17 protein-coding genes are annotated in these 20,896 nt (G+C 45.5%); 13 read left to right on the forward strand and 4 right to left on the reverse strand.

What is annotated here, in order from left to right; genetic code table 11:
• The first annotated feature begins 110 nt into the window (after window positions 1–110).
• From ACHUFM_RS01745 to mobA, 3 genes are read left to right on the forward strand one after another with little or no spacing between them, the layout of a single operon-like run.
• On the forward strand, window positions 111–2,786 hold the full coding sequence (locus ACHUFM_RS01745) for a nitrate reductase (RefSeq protein ID WP_394178963.1): 2,676 nt from the start codon (window positions 111–113) through the stop codon (window positions 2,784–2,786).
• The gene (locus tag ACHUFM_RS01750) at window positions 2,783–3,781 is read left to right on the forward strand and encodes a glycosyl transferase family protein (RefSeq protein WP_394178965.1); all 999 of its coding nucleotides are present in this window, start codon (window positions 2,783–2,785) and stop codon (window positions 3,779–3,781) included. The genes ACHUFM_RS01745 and ACHUFM_RS01750 overlap by 4 nt, the downstream gene beginning before the upstream one ends.
• A 3-nt stretch (window positions 3,782–3,784) precedes the next feature.
• Window positions 3,785–4,369: a molybdenum cofactor guanylyltransferase gene (gene mobA / locus ACHUFM_RS01755; RefSeq protein WP_394178967.1), complete on the forward strand. Its 585-nt coding sequence runs from the start codon at window positions 3,785–3,787 to the stop codon at window positions 4,367–4,369.
• On the opposite strand, the gene ACHUFM_RS01760 is transcribed toward mobA, so the two are convergent.
• Genes ACHUFM_RS01760 through purM form a run of 3 tightly spaced genes read right to left on the reverse strand, consistent with a single transcriptional unit; the run spans window position 4,352 to window position 6,793 of the window.
• Window positions 4,352–5,071 (reverse strand): DUF3108 domain-containing protein, encoded by a 720-nt coding sequence (locus ACHUFM_RS01760; protein WP_394178969.1) that lies wholly within the window; start codon window positions 5,069–5,071, stop codon window positions 4,352–4,354. The two genes, mobA and ACHUFM_RS01760, sit on opposite strands and share 18 nt — an antisense overlap.
• A 13-nt stretch (window positions 5,072–5,084) precedes the next feature.
• Entirely contained in the window at window positions 5,085–5,738 is a 654-nt protein-coding gene (gene purN / locus ACHUFM_RS01765) for a phosphoribosylglycinamide formyltransferase (RefSeq protein WP_394178971.1), read from the reverse strand.
• Window positions 5,735–6,793, reverse strand: a complete 1,059-nt coding sequence (gene purM, locus ACHUFM_RS01770; protein WP_394178973.1) for a phosphoribosylformylglycinamidine cyclo-ligase — start codon at window positions 6,791–6,793, stop codon at window positions 5,735–5,737. The genes purN and purM overlap by 4 nt, the downstream gene beginning before the upstream one ends.
• A gap of 117 nt (window positions 6,794–6,910) precedes the next feature.
• Between purM and ACHUFM_RS01775 the strand changes: the two genes are divergently transcribed.
• Window positions 6,911–7,996, forward strand: a complete 1,086-nt coding sequence (locus tag ACHUFM_RS01775) for a DUF2066 domain-containing protein (RefSeq protein WP_394178975.1) — start codon at window positions 6,911–6,913, stop codon at window positions 7,994–7,996.
• Entirely contained in the window at window positions 7,996–8,226 is a 231-nt protein-coding gene (locus ACHUFM_RS01780) for a hypothetical protein (RefSeq protein WP_394178977.1), read from the forward strand. Before ACHUFM_RS01775 ends, ACHUFM_RS01780 begins: the two co-directional genes overlap by 1 nt.
• A 69-nt stretch (window positions 8,227–8,295) precedes the next feature.
• On the opposite strand, the gene gltA is transcribed toward ACHUFM_RS01780, so the two are convergent.
• The gene (gltA, locus tag ACHUFM_RS01785; protein WP_394178979.1) at window positions 8,296–9,579 is read right to left on the reverse strand and encodes a citrate synthase; all 1,284 of its coding nucleotides are present in this window, start codon (window positions 9,577–9,579) and stop codon (window positions 8,296–8,298) included.
• A gap of 565 nt (window positions 9,580–10,144) precedes the next feature.
• Between gltA and sdhC the strand changes: the two genes are divergently transcribed.
• The 8 genes from sdhC to sucC all read left to right on the forward strand — a co-directional run bounded on the left by sdhC (window position 10,145) and on the right by sucC (window position 20,895).
• Window positions 10,145–10,522: a succinate dehydrogenase, cytochrome b556 subunit gene (gene sdhC, locus ACHUFM_RS01790; RefSeq protein WP_394178981.1), complete on the forward strand. Its 378-nt coding sequence runs from the start codon at window positions 10,145–10,147 to the stop codon at window positions 10,520–10,522.
• Window positions 10,516–10,863: a succinate dehydrogenase, hydrophobic membrane anchor protein gene (gene sdhD, locus ACHUFM_RS01795; RefSeq protein WP_394178983.1), complete on the forward strand. Its 348-nt coding sequence runs from the start codon at window positions 10,516–10,518 to the stop codon at window positions 10,861–10,863. Before sdhC ends, sdhD begins: the two co-directional genes overlap by 7 nt.
• A 3-nt stretch (window positions 10,864–10,866) precedes the next feature.
• Complete coding sequence (gene sdhA, locus ACHUFM_RS01800; protein WP_113874896.1) at window positions 10,867–12,639, forward strand: succinate dehydrogenase flavoprotein subunit; 1,773 nt, start codon at window positions 10,867–10,869, stop codon at window positions 12,637–12,639.
• A gap of 12 nt (window positions 12,640–12,651) precedes the next feature.
• The gene (locus ACHUFM_RS01805; RefSeq protein ID WP_063331907.1) at window positions 12,652–13,356 is read left to right on the forward strand and encodes a succinate dehydrogenase iron-sulfur subunit; all 705 of its coding nucleotides are present in this window, start codon (window positions 12,652–12,654) and stop codon (window positions 13,354–13,356) included.
• Between the two features lie 372 nt (window positions 13,357–13,728).
• Window positions 13,729–16,566 carry a 2-oxoglutarate dehydrogenase E1 component gene (locus tag ACHUFM_RS01810; RefSeq protein WP_394178986.1) on the forward strand — a complete coding sequence of 946 codons (2,838 nt, stop codon included), beginning with the start codon at window positions 13,729–13,731 and terminating at the stop codon, window positions 16,564–16,566.
• Window positions 16,567–16,597: 31 nt separating this feature from the next.
• Complete coding sequence (gene odhB, locus ACHUFM_RS01815; RefSeq protein WP_394178988.1) at window positions 16,598–18,109, forward strand: 2-oxoglutarate dehydrogenase complex dihydrolipoyllysine-residue succinyltransferase; 1,512 nt, start codon at window positions 16,598–16,600, stop codon at window positions 18,107–18,109.
• An 88-nt stretch (window positions 18,110–18,197) separates the two neighbouring features.
• Window positions 18,198–19,637 carry a dihydrolipoyl dehydrogenase gene (gene lpdA, locus ACHUFM_RS01820; protein ID WP_394178990.1) on the forward strand — a complete coding sequence of 480 codons (1,440 nt, stop codon included), beginning with the start codon at window positions 18,198–18,200 and terminating at the stop codon, window positions 19,635–19,637.
• A gap of 91 nt (window positions 19,638–19,728) precedes the next feature.
• Window positions 19,729–20,895 carry an ADP-forming succinate--CoA ligase subunit beta gene (gene sucC, locus ACHUFM_RS01825; RefSeq protein WP_013795794.1) on the forward strand — a complete coding sequence of 389 codons (1,167 nt, stop codon included), beginning with the start codon at window positions 19,729–19,731 and terminating at the stop codon, window positions 20,893–20,895.
• The last annotated feature ends 1 nt before the right edge of the window (window position 20,896 follow it).

The raw sequence follows: 20,896 nt of genomic DNA on the forward strand, positions 1-20,896 counted from the left end.
AAGTTGGTTTACTAATAAAGCTATCAGATATTACAAAAGGCAACGAAGCCCAACCATTCTAGTAGAGTGGTTGGGCTTTTTTTGTCTTCGAAAAAGTGAAGGATGGATATATGGCGCAGGCTTCTCAAAAAACAACATGTCCTTATTGCGGTGTCGGCTGTGGTGTGAACATGGTTTTGCCGAGTGCAGGTAAAGACCCTATTCCCCCTGTATCAGGGGATAACATGCATCCGGCAAACTTTGGTCGATTGTGTGTGAAAGGAAGTAGTTTATCGCAAACTTTGATTGATCATGACAGATTGCTCACACCAAGTATTCAGGGGCAATCCACTTCTTGGGATGAGGCGTTAAGTACTATTAGTGAAAAGATTTCTCAAGTGGTGAAAGATCATGGCCCCGATGCTTTTGCGTTTTATTTATCTGGTCAGATTTTGACTGAAGATTATTATGTGGCCAATAAGCTGGCGAAGGGGTTTATTGGTACAGCTAACGTCGACACGAATTCAAGGTTATGCATGGCGTCCGCAGTGGTGGCTTATAAGCGGGCGTTTGGGTCTGATACTGTGCCTTGTTGTTATGAAGATTTAGAGTGCTGCGATTTGCTTATTATGGTGGGGTCTAATGCCGCTTGGACACACCCGGTTTTGTATCAGCGCATTGCGGCGGCTAAACAAAAGCGTCCTCACATGAAGGTGGTGGTGATTGACCCTCGTCAAACCGCGACCTGTGATATTGCGGATCTGCATTTAGCGATTAAGCCTGGGTCTGATGCGGCGATTTTTTCTTACCTGCTCTGTCATTCAGATAGTGTTGGCGTTGTTGATCAGACTTTTATGGCGGATTCGACATCCGGGTTTGATGAGGCCTTAAAGTGTGCTTATGCGGCAACACCAAGTGCGTCTTTTACGGCGGATTTTTGTGGTGTGCCGTTAGAAGACTTAACTTGTCTGGCGGATTGGTGGGCAGATACTGATAAGACAGTTACGTTTTATTCTCAAGGCATTAATCAGTCGTCTTCTGGCGTGGATAAATGCAATGCCATTATCAACTGTCATCTCGCAACCGGTCGGGTGGGCAAAGAAGGCGCTGGGCCTTTTTCTATTACAGGTCAGCCAAATGCCATGGGAGGACGCGAAGTCGGTGGCTTAGCCAATCAACTGGCGGCCCATATGGATTTTGCAACGCCTGGCGCACACGATTTGGTTAAGCGTTTTTGGCAGGCCCCAAACATGGCCAATGAAAATGGTCTGAAAGCGGTCGATTTATTTCAAGCCATGGAAGCAGGTAAAGTCAAAGTGGTGTGGATTATGTCGACGAATCCGATGGTGAGTTTACCCGATACCGCTCAGGTTCGACGCGCCTTGGAAAAATGTGAGTTGGTGATTGTCAGTGACTGTAAAAACAATACTGATACGACGGCCATGGCGGACATCTTATTGCCAGCAACGGGGTGGAGTGAAAAAAATGGCACGGTGACGAATTCAGAGCGACGTATTTCTCGTCAACGAGGCTTGTTACCGGCACCGGGGGAGGCCAGACATGATTGGTGGGCAATTTGTGAAGTTGCGAAAAGACTCGGTTTCCATTCGGCGTTTAGTTACCAAGGCGCTCGTGATATTTTTGTAGAACACGCGGCATTATCAGCGTTTGAAAACGCCGGTAAAAGAGATTTCGATATTGGTCACTTTCAGTCTATGACTCAAGCAGAATACGATGCCTTAGTGCCGGTTCAGTGGCCTGTACCAACAGGACAGCCGGCAGGCACTAAACGGATGTTTGCGGATGGGAAATTTTTCACGACGGATCGAAAAGCGCGTTTTATTCCTATTACGCCTGTGCTTCCCCAGCATGCGAGTAATCAAGAGTGGCCTTTTGTTTTGAATACAGGGCGAGTTCGAGATCAGTGGCATACCATGACGAGAACAGGAAATGCGGCTTCTTTGGCTCGTCATACCAATCAACCTTATGTTGAAATTCATCCTCGTGATGTCAAAGCACTTGGGCTTCAGGATCAAGGTTTGGCGCGTTTAGTGAGTCCTCATGGTCAGGCTATTTTAAGGGTAAAGACAAGTCGGGCGACCTCACCAGGTCAGGTATTTGCCCCGATTCATTGGACTCAGGCTTTTGCAAATCAGTCTGTGATATCCCACTTGATACCACAAGTCGTTGATCCATTATCAGGGCAGCCTGAATCTAAGCATGCTTTGATCCGACTGGAAGCCATACATAATCCTATGTTTGGTTCCATTTTATCAACACAGGCGTTGGACTTATCGGCGTTTTTATATTGGTGTCGTATTCCGTCTGAGCATGGTTTTTACTACGAAGTGGCCTTGTCTAGTGCGGCCGAAGTAGAGCAAACCGTACGAGATTTAAAACAGCAAACGGGCTTATCAGAACATTGGATGACGTATCAAAACCCACTGTCAGGGCAATCGAGAATGGCTTGCTTGCGAGAGAATCAATTGGCTTTGTTGTTGTATTGGCATGACCAACCGCAGCAATTCAATGTGGATTGGTTGGTGTCCAAGTTGGCGCCTGATTGTCCTGTTCTGGAGCCGGAAAGGCTAGCTATCTTGGCGGGGAGCTTGGCTCAAGCGGAAGATAAGGGCGAAATCATTTGTTCCTGTTTTCAAGTGGGTAGTAAACAAATTCAACAGGCGGTGGCAGACGGTGTTCGTTCTGTCGCTGAGTTGGGGGTGCGATTAAAATGTGGCACTAATTGTGGTTCTTGTGTGCCAGAGTTGAAACCGTTTATGCCAATACAAGTGGAGCAAAGCGCATGAGTGATGCATTTAAACCATTTATTCAGGTGCTTGGGCGAGGTAAGAAAGGCGCTCGAAGCCTTACTTCGGAAGAAGCCGAACAGGCAATGACTCTTATGCTGAATGATCAAGTTGCCGCTGAACAATCGGGGGCTTTTTGGATGTTAATTCGCATTCGAGAAGAAACGGTTGAAGAAACTGTGGGGTTTACACGAGCCACTCGCTGCTTCTTACGAGAAAACAATTCATCGGTGCAGAAAGTCGAGCTCGATTGGCCAGCTTATGCCGGTAAGCGTAATGAGTTACCTTGGTTTTTGTTGTCAGCGCTGGCCTTAGCGAATGCGGGTGTTCGCATTGTCATGCATGGTCACGCGTTTGAGGGGGAAGAGCGAATTTATGTCAATCAAGCATTAAGTGCGTTGGGTCTTAATGTGTGTTCTTCGGTGGATGAGGTCAATCAATGCCTTAATGAGCAAGCGTTTGCTTACATTGATTTGATAAACATACACCCTATGCTAGGGAAAATGATGAATTTGAAATACCAATTAGGATTACGTTCACCGGTGAACACAGTAGTTCGAATGATGAATCCATTTTTTGCTCCCCATAGTCTACATGGGGTGTTCCATCGTGGTTACGATGCGTTGCACCTAGCGGCTTGCGAACAGCTTCAGGATCCTTCCGTCTTAGTGTTTCGTGGTGGTAATGGAGAGGCGGAAGTGAACCCTGAGCGAGAAGTGACATTGGGAAAATGGCAGAATAATCAAGCGAGCTGGACAGTGTGGCCCAAAGCTGAGCAGCGTTATAAGCGACTTAAGAACAACCTTGATGTCTCTCGTTTGAGGGATCATTGGTTAGGTGAGACGATTGACCCATTTGGTGAGCAAGCGGTGCGTCAAACGCTGGCGGCGGTTATTGGTTTATTGTACAAATTGGACTCGCATAAAGCTTGTTTGGCATTAGCGGATGAAATTTGGTCTAATCGATGTCTACCCTGGCTGAAAAAAGATAATTAAAGCATGGAAATAACATCGATAACTGGTGCTGTCTTAGCGGGCGGTAAAGGGGAGCGCGTATCTGGGCAGGATAAAGGCTTACTTTTGTTTCGTAATGAACCAATGGCGGTGCATGTGATTCGAGCCTTACAGCCTTCGGTCGATCGAATGCTGATCAATGCCAATCGGCATATGGCAGAATACCAAGGCATGGGTTATGAATTGTACTCGGATGCTGAATCGGTTTCTGACAAAGGGCCGTTGGCTGGTCTTTACTCCTGCTTAGCGGTATCAAAAAGTTCGCACCTTATGATATCACCATGTGATACGCCTTTAATTACTGGGTTAGTGTTCCAGACTTTGCGAGAGGCTGCAAAGTCTGCACCGGATAAAATTCACTATCTGCAGGACGATAAAGGTCGTCATCCATTGCATGCGATTATGCCTGTGGCATCAAGCCTATTTGCTTTAGATGTATTTTTGAGCCAACAGGATAGGTTGGCTGTTATGGCATTCTATGAGTCATTTGGTTGCCAGTCTGTCCGTGTTGACACAGGTGACACATTGAGGAACTTCAATACGTGGGCCGACTTAAAGGCGTTTGAATGAGTCTATATCAAGGTGATACGACTCACCATCTTCTTTGTGTTCTAGTTTGACAAGCAAATAATCCAGCTTAGGTACAAACCAAAAAGAGGTTTGCTTTACCTTGCTTAAATTGTCGGTTCGAATCATTTTGATAGCAGATAAACGACCGAGTTTGGTATTTATGGTTTCCATCTTTTCGCGTTTAAATTGCCAATTTTTAATGTAGCCACCGTCCGCGATAAGATAATCAAACTCATTTTTTCCTTGTTTTAAATCCTGTCGAATTTGCAGTTGGATCGACAACTTGTCTAGAGTGTTCGGATGAATGGATAGATTCCACGGTTTTTCTTTCACATCGTTGCGGACCAGCTGTTTTTTCCAGTCAAAAGTCAGAGTGGCTTTGCGAGTTTTACCCAGTACCTTACTTTTGTATTGATATTTGGTTGGAATAATTTGATGGTCTTTAACGTAAAACTGCGAACTTTCATTGAGAGAAGCAATGAGGCTGTCTGCTGAAAAGGCAAACTTCCACATATCACCTGATTGTTTAGACAGCGTCTGCTTGCCTTCCACTTTTAGGCTGATGCCTTTTTTCCAAACCGTACTGTAGACGGCTGAGTAGGCCTCTAGAAAAGCGTCTTTCTTTGGCGTGGCGGAGTAAGAAAACATAGGGATGAACATAAAAGTGGCAATAAACCAGATTGATATTTTATGAATCCCCATGCTTTCTCCTTTTTTAGGCTAGGCCTGAATGGTAAAGAATGCCGGTCTCCGCAAGAGGGGCATCATCCAAATACGCTGTACCGTGTTTCAATGTCAATCGACTTTCGCTAAACCATTTCACCGCCAGTGGGTAAATGACATGCTCAAGTGCATGCACTTTACTGGCGAGACTGCTTGCGGTTTCATCTGCCTCTATCATTGTGCTGGCTTGCAATATTACAGCGCCAGCGTCCAGTTCTGAGCTGACAAAGTGCACAGAAACACCGTGTTCTTGTTCCTTGGCATCAATGGCTCTTTGGTGTGTATCCAAGCCTTTGAATTTTGGCAGTAAAGACGGATGTATATTAAGCATTCTACCTTCATAATGTTGCGTGAAGGTTTCAGTTAATATCCGCATAAAGCCAGCCAATACCACTAACTTAGGTTGATACTGATCGATTGTTTTTTGCAGTTCTTCATCAAATGCTTCGCGACTGGTGAACGCCTTATGGTCTAGAGCGTGGGTTGGAATGCCCGCTTTTTTCGCTCTTTCTAATCCAAAGGCATCGGCTTTGTTGCTGATCACGGCTTTAATGTCGATGTTCAGTTTTCCTTGCAAGCTTTGATCAATCAAGGCTTGCAAGTTACTGCCACTGCCTGAAATCAAGACAATGACTGGAAAACTCATGCGTTAGACTCTAGATCGGAAATCAGCACCTCTTTGCCACCGTTGCGTGGGCAGATTTCACCAATGATCCAAGCTTGTTCGCCTTCTGCTTGAAGAAGGTTTAATGCTTCTTCTGCTTTGTCTGCATTGATACACAGTACCATGCCGACACCACAGTTTAGAACACGGTACATTTCTTCTTGCTCGACATTTCCTTGTTCTTGAAGCCAATCAAACACGGCCGGACGTTTCCAGCTATTGGCATCAATTTTCGCTGCCGCCTCTTCAGGTAAAACGCGAGGAATGTTTTCCAGCAACCCGCCACCAGTAATGTGTGCAAGGGCATTAACCTGAATACTTTCCATTAACTTAAGAATGGATTTTACGTAAATGCGTGTTGGTGCCATAAGGGCATCTTTCAGTGCGACGCCGTCGATGTCGGTGTTTAGGTCTGCTTGGCTGACTTCTAAAATTTTACGGATCAAAGAGTAACCGTTTGAGTGTGGACCAGACGAACCAAGTGCAATCAGTTTGTCTCCGGCTTTGACTTGGCTGCCGTCGATGACATCATCTTCTTCTGCAACACCGACACAAAAGCCTGCTAAATCGTAATCACCATCATGGTACATGCCAGGCATTTCTGCAGTTTCACCACCGACTAGTGCACAGCCTGCTTGTAAGCAGCCTTCGCCAATACCTGTCACGACGTTAGCTGCGACATCGATATCCAATTTTCCAGTCGCGTAGTAATCAAGGAAAAGCAATGGTTCAGCACCCGCTACCACTAGATCATTAACACACATAGCCACAAGGTCAATGCCAATGGTGTCATGTTGATTTAGATCCATTGCAAGGCGTAGTTTAGTGCCCACGCCGTCTGTGCCAGAGACCAAGACTGGCTTTTTGTACTTGGTTGGTAAACGGGTAAGAGCCCCGAATCCACCTAAACCACCCATTACCTCTGGGCGGCGAGTCTTTTTGCTGACGCCTTTAATGCGTTCAACAAGTTGGTTGCCAGCGTTAATGTCTACGCCTGCGTCTTTATAACTAATCGATGGTTTGTCCGACTTGGTCATTGCCTATGCCTTATCATGGTACGAGGAAAAAAAAGCATTTTACCATAGTGACACATTAGGGCTATGGTTCTTTGCGATTAAGACAGTAGAATAGACAAAATAAACGAAGGAAGGGCTATGAATTCTCGTATATTTTTTTTATTAATGGTTTTTTGGTTCACATCGTCAGCGCAGGCGGTCAATGTGAAAGGGCTGTACAGTGCTGAAATTAATTTGCCTGTGACGCAATCGGAAGCAAATATGCTGAACCAAGCGTTCAGATTAGCGGCTGAGCAAGTGTTGATAAAAGTGTCTGGCAATAAAGAGGCGATCATCGGCGATTTATTGAGCCAAGCACGAAAACAATCGGCGGGTTGGGTGGCGCAGCATTCTGTGGCCTCATTAAGTGAGTTGTTACCAAGTGATGATGGTTTGGTTCCAGGCAAGCAAATTAGGGTGACTTTTTATCCCGAATCAATTGACCGCTTCTTATCACAAAATGGTTTACCAGTGTGGGGAAGTAACCGGCCTTCGGTGTTGGTTTGGTTAGCCAGTGAAAATAATGGCATTAGACGGTTGTCTGGTTCGAATGCTCCGTCGCAGATTTTAAATGACTTTGCGCGGGCAAGTAGTTTAGTTGGCGTGCCCATTTATGCTCCGCTCATTGATCAAGTCGATCAAAATAATATTACCGCAGCGGACGTTTGGGGGTTCTTTGAAGATACCATTGCCAATGCCAGTCAACGTTATCAAACGGATGCGGTGGCCGCATTGAGAGTAAGTAATTATGCTGGTCACATTGGTGGCAGTTTGATGGTCATGCAAAAAACAGGCGAAACGGACCGATTTGTACTGACCGGAGATGATTTGGAGAGCTTATTGGATCAAGCTAGCGCCAAGTTGGCAAATGTGTTTGCCTCTCGTTATGCATCTGTTAGAAATAGCGGCTCAGCCAGTCGTTTAAATATTCAGATTGGTGGTGTGAACAATTATTCTTCTATGGCAAAAGTTCAGGCGTATCTCGAAAGTATTGGTGTTGTTCGTGAGGTGAGTTTAGTGCAAGTGAAGGGTGAGCAAGTTGAGTATAGTGTTGAGATTGATGGTGATAAGCAAAAATTATTTAACTCCATTTCATTGAGTCGTTTGTTAATAGAAGCGCCACTAAATGCCCTTGACCCTGATGCCAATCGAGTCGTTTCTTATTTATACAGTGGGGTGAATTAATGTCAGATATTCCTGCAGAGCAAGTGGTTGCTCGTGATTTCTATGCGCGTTCTGCAGAGGAACAGCAAGATTTTTTAACACAGACTTGGTGTAATCAGTGTCAAGATATTGATCTTGGTATGGTTGAGCCTCAAGAATTTGAAGCACAGGGACGCGTTTGGATTGAAGGTAAGTGTGCGAAATGTGGTGAAAAAACCGTCACAGAAATCGTTGAAGAAGATGATGAATAATTTTTGATACGGTTCCGTATTAGACACAAAAAAACGCGTCTCTTGGACGCGTTTTTTTGTGCGATAAGATTACTTATCTGTTGGGTAATCTCTTTCCTTGTGGCCAACGTACAGCTGGCGAGGGCGACCGATTTTGTATGGTCCAGAGATCATTTCGTTCCAGTGCGAAATCCAACCAATGGTACGGGACATAGCAAAAATAACGGTAAACATGCTAGTTGGAATACCAATGGCTTTCATGATAATGCCAGAGTAGAAGTCCACATTCGGGTACAGTTTACGTTCCACAAAGTAAGGATCTTCTAGAGCAATTTGTTCGAGACGTTTAGCAATTTTCAGTAGCGGGTCATTAGACTGACCTAGCTCTTCTAGAACTTGGTCACAAGTTTCACGCATCACTTTGGCACGTGGGTCAAAGTTTTTGTAAACGCGATGACCAAAGCCCATGAGGCGGAATGGATCATTTTTGTCTTTTGCTTTCGCAATGTACTCATCGATGTTTGCAACATCCCCGATTTCTTCCAGCATGGTTAGTACTGCTTCATTAGCACCACCGTGAGCGGGTCCCCAAAGGGTCGCAATGCCCGCTGCGATACAGGCGAATGGGTTAGCACCTGAAGAACCAGCCAAACGTACAGTAGATGTCGAGGCGTTTTGTTCGTGATCGGCATGTAAAACAAAGATGCGGTCCATCGCTTTGGCGAATACTGGATTCACTTTGTAATCTTCACATGGTGTTGCGAACATCATGTATAGGAAATTCTCAGCGTAAGATAAGTCGTTACGTGGGTACATAACAGGCTGATCTTTTGAGTACTTGTAACAAATTGCTGCTAGTGTTGGCATTTTAGAGATCAAACGGAACGCCGCAATTTCACGGTGCTCTGGATTGTTGATGTCCATATGGTCTTGGTAAAAAGCAGACAATGCGCCAACTAAACCACACATGATTGCCATTGGATGAGCATCGTTACGGAAGCCCTCAATGAATTTATGCATGGATTGGTTCACCATAGTATGTTTACCAACCGTGCTTTCAAATTCTGCTCGCTGTACTTCAGTAGGAAGCTCTCCATAAAGTAGCAGGTAACAGGTTTCTAGGTAATCTGAATGTTCTGCAAGTTGGGCAATAGGGTAGCCACGGTGCAAAAGAATGCCAGCGTCACCATCTATGTAGGTGATCGCAGATTCGCAAGAACCGGTCGACATAAAGCCTGGATCGTAGGTGAAAACACCGTTAGCACCAAGGCCGCGAACGTCTATAACGTCTGTGCCCAGAGTGCCTGTAAGGACAGGTAATTCGATGGATTGATCGATACCGTCCACTTTGAGTAGTGCTTTTTTATCAGCCATTTTGGTCTCCTTCATATTCTGGTCCGGGGCGAAGAATTCGTATTATTTGATTATCCTGGCCCAGAAGGTGCGAGAAAAAATACTGTTTATAGACTACAAAAGTCAATCTTGACTACTGACACTTTATTGACCTAGCGTCATAAGTTTTTGTAATAAACTGACAAAACGTAAGGGGTGGGCTTGGTTAAAGGCTGCGCTTTAAAATTGTAACTTTATGTTTGTAAAGGATAAAATTAGCATTTTAAATGCTTTCATTTATGTAATTTTATACCATTATTGTTTCGGTTTATGGCTACATTCATTTGATGAATGATGACCATTGAAAACCCCTTGTTCAGTCTATTTGTCTTCGTATTTTTTGCTGGTCTATAATTGCGCCCCAGATAATCTCATTGATTTGTTGATGATAGTTAAAAGAGAGTCGCTTTTAGATCGTCATTTGTAAATCGATGGGGTTTTCAACTTAAGTCCTATGCGACGAGTGATCGTTTTGCTTACCACCAGCGTAAACATATAGTCATAGGGTCGTGATTGATCATTCAATCGAAAAAATGGTGTATAACTCGTGAACAAAAAAAGACCAGTCAACCTTGATATTTTAACAATATCCCAGCCAGTCACCGCCATTGTATCCATTCTTCATCGTGTAACAGGAATCATTCTCTTTGTGGGATTGGCTTTCTTGTTTTATGCGTTTGATTTGTCATTGGATTCTCAGCAGGGCTTTGATCAAGTCATCAACATTTTGCAAACCAGTTTCCTTGCCAAATTTATTATCTGGGGAGTGGTGTCTGCTTTGTTGTATCACCTAGTGGCGGGTGTAAAGCACTTGTTTATGGATATGGGATATTTCGAAGAATTGGACAGTGGGCGTAGTGCGGCAATTGCCAACATGATTATCGCTGCCGTCTTTATCGTATTAGCAGGAGTGTGGATATGGTAACTCAAATCACAAGCTTTGGTCGTTCTGGCCTGTATGACTGGATGATGCAGCGAGTCTCTGCATTGGTCTTGTCGATCTATACTTTGTTTATGATCGGTTATTTGGTGAGTAATCCAGATCTGACTTATGAGCAATGGAGCGCATTGTTTGAAACAACTTGGATGCGCATTTTTAGTTTGTTGGTCTTGTTGTCTATCGGTATCCACTCTTGGATCGGTTTGTGGTCTGTTTCGACAGACTATATTAAAGCAACAGGTGCACGTTTTTTCTTTCAATCTCTATGCGGTTTGGCCATGTTTGTGTACATCGCGTGGGGCATTCAGGTTCTTTGGGGGCTATAAGTAATGGCGAATATTCGTACGATTTCATTTGATGCCATTGTAATTGGCGGTGGCGGTGCCGGTATGCGTGCCGCTCTTCAGTTGACAGAGACAGGTTTGGATACCGCTTGTATTACGAAAGTATTCCCTACTCGTTCTCACACAGTATCAGCACAAGGTGGTATTACTTGTGCAATCGCAAGTGATGATCCAAACGATGATTGGCGCTGGCACATGTACGACACGGTAAAAGGGTCGGACTACATTGGTGACCAAGACGCTATCGAATACATGTGTTCTGTTGGCCCACAAGCGGTATTTGAGCTTGAGCATATGGGCTTACCATTTTCTCGTACTGAGCAAGGTCGTATTTATCAGCGTCCTTTTGGTGGTCAATCTAAAGATTTTGGTAAGGGCGGTCAGGCTGCTCGTACTTGTGCCGCGGCGGACCGTACTGGACATGCTTTGTTGCACACGCTTTATCAAGCGAACTTAAAAGGTGGTACGTCTTTCTTTAATGAATGGTATGCCACAGATTTGGTTAAGAATAACGACGGCGCTGTGGTTGGTGTAATCGCTATCTGCATCGAAACAGGTGAAACGGTTTACCTTAAAGCAAAAGCGACCGTTATTGCTACTGGTGGTGCGGGTCGTATTTATCAATCTACTACGAATGCTCACATCAACACGGGTGACGGTATTGGTATGGCACTGCGTGCAGGTTTCCCAATGCAAGACATGGAAATGTGGCAGTTCCACCCAACTGGAATTTACGGCGCTGGTACGCTAGTAACAGAAGGTTGTCGTGGTGAAGGTGGTTACCTGATCAATAAAGACGGTGAGCGTTTCATGGAGCGTTATGCGCCTAACGCGAAAGATCTTGCGGGCCGTGACGTTGTGGCACGTTCGATGATTTTGGAGATCCTTGAAGGCCGAGGTTGTGGTCCAGAGGGTGATCATGTATTGCTGAAATTGGATCACTTAGGTGAAGAGACTCTGAATAAGCGTCTGCCAGGTATTCTGGAATTGTCTCGTACTTTTGCGCACGTTGATCCAGTGAAAGAACCGATCCCAGTTATTCCAACCTGTCACTACATGATGGGGGGCATTCCAACGAACGTTGGTGGCCAGGCTCTAATGCAAAATGAAGCGGGTGAAGACATCGTTGTTGATGGTCTGTACGCTTGTGGTGAGGCCGCGTGTGTGTCAGTACACGGCGCTAACCGTCTAGGTGGTAACTCGTTGCTAGACTTGGTGGTATTTGGTCGCGCGGTTGGTTTGCAGGTGAAGAAATCCCTTGATGAAGGTTTTGATTCCCTAGATGCAACGGATACGGATGTAGAAAAAGCTATGTCTCGCCTGAATCGTCTAAATGCCTCTACTGGTGGCGAAAGCGTGGCGGAAGTTCGTGCAGACCTGCAACGTGTTATGCAATTGTATTTCGGTGTATTCCGTGAAGGTGACTCTATGCAGAAAGGCCTAGAGCAGCTAGCGGAAATTCGTCAGCGTGTTGAAAATCTTCACCTTGAAGATAAGAGTGAAGCCTTCAATACTGCTCGTATAGAAGCTCTTGAGCTTGAAAACTTGCTAGAAGTGGCGGAAGCGACAGCGGTTCCTGCAGAATTCCGTAAAGAGAGTCGTGGTGCGCATGCCCGTAACGACTTCACTGAGCGTGATGATGAGAACTGGTTGAAGCATTCTTTGTTCCATCCAGCGGATAAGAAAGTGACTAAGCGTGATGTGAACTTCGCGCCTAAGACAATGGACGCTTTCCCACCTAAAGCTCGTACGTACTAAGGGGTTATGTCAATGTTAGTTAGTATTTATCGCTACAATCCTGAGAAGGACGACGCTCCTTATATGCAGGATTACCAAGTGGATTTGCCAGAAGGTAAAGACCTAATGGTGTTGGACGTTCTGAACTTGCTAAAAGCGCAGGATCCAACGATTTCATACCGTCGTTCATGCCGTGAAGGTGTGTGTGGTTCTGATGGTATGAACATGTCTGGTAAGAATGGCTTGGCTTGTATTACTACTGTGTCGGAAGCGTCTAAGAACAACAAATTGGTGTTGCGCCCACTACCTGGTTTACCAGTGGTGCGTGACCTAGTGGTTGATATGGGACAATTCTACAAGCAATACGAGAAAATTCGTCCATACTTGATGAACGATACGCCAGCGCCAGCGATTGAACGTCTGCAAAGTCCAGAAGAGCGTGAAAAACTTGATGGACTTTACGAGTGTATCTTGTGTGCATGTTGTTCGACCGCTTGCCCATCGTTCTGGTGGAATCCAGATAAGTTTGTTGGTCCTTCTGGTTTGTTGCAGGCTTACCGTTTCTTAGCGGACAGCCGTGACAACGCCACGCAAGAGCGTTTAAGTGAATTGGATGACCCATTTAGTGTTTTCCGTTGCCATGGTATTATGAACTGTGTCAATGTATGTCCTAAAGGGTTAAATCCGACTAAGGCAATTGGTAATATTCGTACTATGCTGTTGCAAAGAGCGACCTAAAAGATGAAAGATTCGGATAGTGACGAGGTGAATTTGACCTGACTGCCGAATTAGGCGGCTTGAATCGATATTCAATGCCGCCATTTTTGCATATTCTCCTATGGAGAATAGAATAAAAAGAATTTAAAATTCGACCTCTACGAGCAAGGATGTGCTAAGAAAAGTTGCTAACTCAGTGATGAAGGATTCAAAGTATTTCATGAATTGAGTGACATGCTTTTAGTGACTTAGTATTGAACGTCAGAGGGCGATAGTAGCTGGAAGTAAACAAAAAATCGAGACTGTCAAAAGTCTTACGGGCCTGATAATAAGATCAATCGTTCGATTGAACCGGGACCCCGGTAGCTGGCTCGAACATAAGGGTGATCGAGAATGCACGAAAGTTTAATGGAGTTGCTGTGGAGCACCTCTCATTTTTCAGGTGGAAACTTGGAATATGTAGAAGGGTTGTTTGAAAGCTACCTCGTCGATCCGAATTCAGTTTCGGAAGAATGGCGGAAATGTTTTGACCAATTGCCTCGCGTTAGTGAAGCTCAGTCAACGGATCTTCCTCATTCAGTTATTCAAGAACAATTTCTGCAAATTGGTAAAAACAAATTCAGAGCCATGCCTGCCAGTTCTGGCATTGCCGTGAGTTCTGACCATGAGCAGAAGCAAATCGGTGTCTTGCAGTTGATTAATGCGTACCGCGTTCGTGGTCATCAACATGCAACATTGGACCCACTAGGTTTACAGAAGCGTGAAAAAGTCGCTGATTTGGATCTGGGTTACCACCAATTAACGGGTGCTGATTTAGACACATCATTTAACGTTAATTCTTTGTTTTTTAACAAAGATAATATGAAGTTAAGTGAAATCGTATCTGAACTGGAAAAAACCTACTGTGGCAGTATCGGTTATGAGTTCATGCACATCGTTGATACCCAAGAAAAAGCTTGGTTGCAACAACGAGTAGAGTCCGTTCGATCCCGCCCTGAATACTCAAAAGAAACTCGCGAAAGTCTACTAGAGCGTCTTACTGCAGCGGAAGGTCTAGAGAAATACCTGGCTAGCCGTTACCCTGGTGCGAAGCGTTTCGGCTTGGAAGGTGGCGAAAGCTTGATTCCTATGGTGAATGAGTTAATTCAACGTTCTGGCGCACTGGGTGCGAAAGAAGTCGTGATTGGCATGGCTCACCGTGGTCGTCTGAACGTACTGGTTAATACCCTAGGTAAAAATCCGAAAGACCTGTTTGACGAGTTTGAAGGTAAGAAACTGGTTAACACTTCTGGTGACGTAAAATACCACCAAGGTTTCTCTTCGAATGTGATGACCGCTGGCGGTGAAGTTCACATCGCATTGTCTTTCAACCCATCTCACTTAGAAATTGTTTCGCCTGTGGTTGAAGGTTCTGTTCGCGCTCGTCAAGATCGACGTAAAGACACGACAGGTAAGTCTGTTGTGCCGATTTCCATTCACGGTGATGCGGCCTTTGCTGGTCAAGGCGTGGTGATGGAAACTTTCCAAATGTCGCAGACACGCGCTTATCGTACTGGTGGTACGGTTCATATCGTGATCAATAACCAAGTTGGTTTTACCACTAACCGTCAAGAAGATTCCCGTTCTACTGAATACGCAACCGATGTTGCGAAAATGATTCAGGCGCCAATCTTCCACGTAAACGGTGATGATCCAGAAGCAGTTTTGTTCGTGACACAATTGGCACTAGATTACCGTTACGAATTTGGTCGTGACGTGGTAATCGACATGGTTTGTTATCGTCGTCGTGGTCACAACGAGACGGATGAGCCATCTGGCACACAGCCATTAATGTACAGTGTCATTAGCAAGTTAAAAACCACTCGTACCTTGTACGCAGAGAAGCTAATTGCTGGATCAGTGGTGAGCAAAGAATTGTCCGATCAAATGGTCAGTGACAATCGCGAGAATCTGGATAATGGTCGCCACGTTGCGCAAAGTCTAGTGTTAGAGTCGCAAACGAAAATGTTTGTGGACTGGAAACCTTACCTAGGGGTTGAGTGGACAGATGAAGGTGACACTCGTTACCCATTATCTGAACTTCAAGAAGTGGCGAAAAAGCTGACTCATGTTCCCGATGGGGTTGTTGTTCAGCGTCAGGTACAAAAGATTTACCAAGACCGCGACAAAATGACGGCGGGTGCTTTGCCTCTTAACTGGGGATACGCTGAAACATTAGCGTTCGCTACTCTGCTAGAGCAGGGTTACCCGATTCGTATTACGGGTCAGGATTCTGGTCGTGGTACTTTCTCGCACCGTCACGCTGTGATTCACAGTCAAAAGGATGGCAGTACTTATATTCCTCTGAAACATTTGTCTGAGGATCAGCCGACATTAGACTTGTACGATTCTTACTTGTCTGAAGAGGCTGTACTGGCATTTGAATACGGTTACGCCAGCACGTCACCACAAGGTTTGGTAGTCTGGGAAGCACAATTCGGTGATTTTGCCAACGGCGCGCAAGTGGTCATTGACCAATTCATTACCAGTGGTGAGCATAAGTGGGGACGTCTATGTGGTTTGACTATGTTGTTGCCTCACGGCTACGAAGGTCAAGGTCCTGAGCATTCTTCCGCTCGCTTAGAGCGTTTTATGCAATTGTGTGCGGAATACAATATTCAAGTTTGTGTCCCAACCACACCGTCACAGATTTACCATATCTTACGTCGTCAAGCGATTCGCCCAATGCGTCGTCCATTGATTATCATGTCGCCGAAGAGTTTGTTGCGTCATAAACAAGCCACTTCGACTCTAGAAGACTTGGCAGAAGGCAGCTTTAAAACAGTATTGCCAGAAGCCTCAGAGTCTATCGCAGCCGATAAAGTAAAACGCATTGTGTTGTGTAGCGGTAAGGTTTACTACGATTTGATCAATCGCCGTGAAGCGCTAGAAAAAGAGGATGTGGCGGTCGTTCGTCTAGAGCAGCTGTACCCATTCCCATACGCTGACCTAGAGTCCGTATTGGAACAGTACAAAAATGTTGAGAGCTTGGTTTGGTGTCAAGAAGAACCGAAAAACCAAGGTGCTTGGCATGCCAATCGTCACCGTATGAATCGAGTGTTGGAAAAACTGTACCCTGAGTTGAAAATCCGTTTTGCGGGTCGAATTTCATCAGCTGCACCAGCAGCGGGTTACATGTCTGTCCACGTAGAAGAGCAAGAAGCACTGGTCAACGACGCACTAGTTGGTTAGTACCATAGCCTGTCAGAGATAAGGGTATAAAATGAGCATTGAAATTAAAGCACCTACTTTTCCAGAATCTGTAGCCGACGGAACGGTTGCTACTTGGTACAAAAAACCAGGTGAAGCCTGTGCCCGTGATGAGCACATTGTCGACATTGAAACGGATAAAGTGGTTCTAGAAGTGGTTGCGCCAGCAGATGGTGTGATTGCAGAAGTATTGAAAAACGAAGGCGACATCGTACTGAGTGATGAAGTCCTAGCAAAATTTGAAGAGGGTGGTGCAGCCGCATCTGCTCCAGTGGCAGCGGAGCAAACAGCCGCACCTGCAGCAGCCTCTTCAGCAAAAGAAACAGTCCAAATCAAAGCGCCAACTTTCCCTGAGTCTGTTGCCGATGGTACGGTAGCGGCTTGGCACAAACAGCCAGGCGAAGCGTGTTCTCGTGATGAGCACATCGTTGACATCGAAACGGACAAAGTGGTTCTAGAAGTGGTTGCGCCTGCTGACGGTGTCATCGGTGAGATCACTAAAAACGAAGGTGATACTGTACTAAGTGATGAAGTATTGGCTTCATTCCTAGTGGGTGCTTCTGGTGAAGCTGCAGCACCTGCAGCACAAGCTGCTGCGCCTGCAGCCGCACCTGCTGAAGCAGGTGATGAAGATGGTGTCGCTGGTCCTGCAGCACGTAAAGCACTTGCTGAAGCGGGTTTAACACCTGCTCAGGTAAAAGGTACTGGTAAAGGTGGTCGCATCACTAAAGAAGATGTTGATGCGGCGGCGAAAGCCAAGCCTGCAGCAGCGCCTGCAGCAAAAGCAGCGCCGGCGGCTATGCCTGCATTAGGCGCAGATGGTCGTGTTGAAAAACGCGTTCCTATGACGCGTCTACGTGCCACTATCGCTAAGCGTTTGGTCGAAGCACAACAAACAGCGGCAATGTTAACGACATACAACGAAGTTAACATGGGTCCTGTGATGGAAATTCGTAAGAAATACAAAGACGAATTCATGAAGGTTCATAACGGCACGAAATTGGGCTTTATGTCTTTCTTTGTGAAAGCGGCGACAGAAGCGCTAAAACGCTTCCCTGCTGTAAACGCGTCTATTGACGGTAACGATATGGTTTACCATGGTTACCAAGACATCGGTGTCGCGGTTTCTACTGACCGTGGTTTGATGGTGCCTGTATTGCGTAATACAGAAGCCATGGGGCTTGCTGACATCGAATCTTCTATCATGGATTTTGCTATTCGCGGTCGCGAAGGCAAATTGGGTATGGATGACATGCAAGGTGGTACGTTCACTATCACTAACGGCGGTACTTTCGGTTCCTTGATGTCTACGCCAATCATTAACCCACCACAAACCGCGATCTTGGGTATGCACAAAATCCAAGAGCGCCCAATGGCGGTAAATGGTCAAGTTGTGATCCAGCCAATGATGTACCTGGCTCTGTCTTATGACCACCGTATGATCGACGGCAAAGAAGCGGTTCAATTCTTGGTAACCATCAAAGAGTTACTAGAAGATCCAGCGCGTCTTTTACTTGAAATCTAAGGATTCATACACATCTAGTGGTATGAATTGAATACTGAGCGACTCTTTGTATCGAGTCGCTCAGCTTCACTGAAAAATGGGACCTCTTATGTCTGATAAATTTGATGTTGTTGTAATTGGTGGCGGCCCTGGTGGTTACGTGGCTGCAATCCGTGCTGCTCAGCTTGGTCTGAAGACAGCGTGTATCGAAAAATGGTTGGACAAAGAAGACAAGCCGCGCTTAGGCGGAACTTGTTTGAACGTTGGCTGTATTCCTTCGAAAGCACTTCTAGACTCTTCTCACAAATACCATGACGCGAAAGATTCTTACGGCGTTCACGGTATCAGTGTTGGCGATGTTGCTATGGACGTAAATGCCATGGTTGATCGTAAAGACAAAATCGTTGACCAACTGACTAGTGGTATCACTGGTTTGTTTAAAGCTAATGGTGTAACGAGCTTCGAAGGTTTCGGTAAGCTACTAGCAAACAAAAAAGTAGAGTTTACAGCTCATGACGGTACTGTAACTGTCTTTGAAGCAGAAAACGTCATTCTCGCAACGGGTTCTGTACCAGTTAACATCCCACCAGCGCCACGTACAGGCGATATCATCGTTGATAACGAAGGCGCGCTTGATTTCCGTGAAGTGCCTAAGCGTTTGGGGGTGATCGGTGCGGGTGTTATCGGTCTTGAGCTAGGTTCTGTATGGGCTCGTTTAGGTTCTGAAGTGGTTGTGCTAGAAGCGCAAGATTCTTTCCTAAGCGTATGTGACCAAGACATCTCTAAAGAAGCCGCTAAAATCTTCAAGAAACAGAAACTTGATATCCGTACTGGTGCGCGTGTAACGGGCAGCCAAATCAACGGTGAAGAAGTAGAAGTGACTTACCTTGATGCAAAAGGTGAAGAGCAGAAGCAAACTTTCGATAAGTTGATCGTTGCGGTTGGTCGTAAGCCATTTACTGACGGCTGCTTGGCAGGTGACTCTGGTGTGAATCTTGATGAGCGCGGTTTCGTGTTCGTTGATGAGCAGTGTCGTACTTCTGTACCTGGCGTGTTCGCTATTGGTGACATCGTTCGTGGTCCAATGTTGGCGCACAAAGCATCTGAAGAAGGTGTGATGGTGGCGGACATTATCGCTGGTCACAAAGCACAAATGAATTACGATTGCATTCCTTCTGTTATTTATACTCACCCAGAGCTTGCTTGGGTTGGTAAAAATGAGCAAGAGCTTAAAGCAGAAGGCGTTAAATACAAAGTGGGTAAATTCCCATTTGCAGCCTCTGGTCGTGCTATGGCAGCAAACGACACAGATGGTTTTGTTAAGATCATTGCTTGTGAAGAAACAGACCGTATTCTAGGTTGCCATATTATTGGTGGTCATGCGGCTGATTTGATTGCGCAAGCTGTAATTGCAATGGAATTCGGCTCAACAGCAGAAGACATTGCCTTGACTGTATTCGCTCACCCAACCGTAAGTGAAGCAGTTCATGAAGCAGCCTTGGCTGTTGATGGTCACGCAATTCACATTGCGAACCGTAAGAAGCGTTAATAAAAATTAGATTTGCCGGCTTTTCCAGCCGGCAATTTCTGTCTTAACCGGCAGAATTTATGTCAATCATTCAGATGAGCGGAAGAATCAAATGAACCTACATGAATATCAGGCTAAACAGCTTTTTGCTGAATACGGCCTGCCAGTATCGACAGGGTACGCAGTAGACACGCCAGAAGAGGCGGTCGAAGCTGCGAAAAAAATTGGTGGTGACAAGTGGGTTGTTAAAGCTCAAGTACACGCAGGTGGCCGTGGTAAAGCGGGCGGTGTGAAACTTGTTGATTCTTATGACGAAGTTAAAGCCTTTGCGGCAAATTGGTTAGGCAAAAACCTAGTCACTTACCAAACAGACGCAAACGGTCAGCCTGTTGCTAAGATCCTTGTAGAATCTTGCACTGACATTGCTAACGAATTGTACCTAGGCGCGGTTGTTGACCGTTCTACTCGTAAAGTCGTTTTCATGGCCTCTACTGAAGGTGGTGTTGAAATCGAGAAAGTAGCGGAAGAAACGCCAGAGTTGATTCACAAAGCGATCATTGATCCGCTAGTTGGCGCTCAGCCATACCAAGCTCGTGAAATGGCATTTAAAATGGGTCTTAACCCAACTCAAATCAAGCAGTTCACTAAGATCTTCCTTGGTTTGTCACAAATGTTCCATGACTGCGATTTCGCATTACTAGAAATCAACCCTCTTGTTATTACAGACGAAGGTAACCTTCACTGTCTAGACGGTAAGATCAACATCGACAGCAACGCTGTTTACCGTCAGAAGAAAATGCAAGAGTTCCACGATCCATCTCAAGAAGATGAGCGTGAAGCACACGCTGCTCAGTGGGAGCTTAACTATGTTGCGCTAGATGGTAACGTAGGTTGCATGGTAAACGGTGCTGGCTTAGCAATGGGTACCATGGACATCGTTAACCTACACGGCGGCAAGCCAGCTAACTTCCTAGACGTAGGTGGTGGTGCAACAAAAGAACGTGTTGCTGAAGCATTCAAAATCATCCTTTCTGACAGCAATGTTAAAGCCGTATTGGTTAACATCTTCGGTGGTATCGTTCGTTGCGACATGATCGCAGAAGGTATCATTGGTGCGGTTGAGCAAGTTGGTGTAAACGTACCTGTTGTTGTACGTTTGGAAGGTACTAACGCAGAGAAAGGCCGTGAAGTTCTAGCTAACTCTGGTCTAGACATCATTGCTGCATCCAGTCTTAAAGACGCAGCGGAACAAGTTGTTAAAGCTGCGGAGGGCAAATAAT

This window comes from Marinomonas posidonica (assembly GCF_043643765.1).
Lineage (GTDB): Bacteria > Pseudomonadota > Gammaproteobacteria > Pseudomonadales > Marinomonadaceae > Marinomonas > Marinomonas posidonica_A.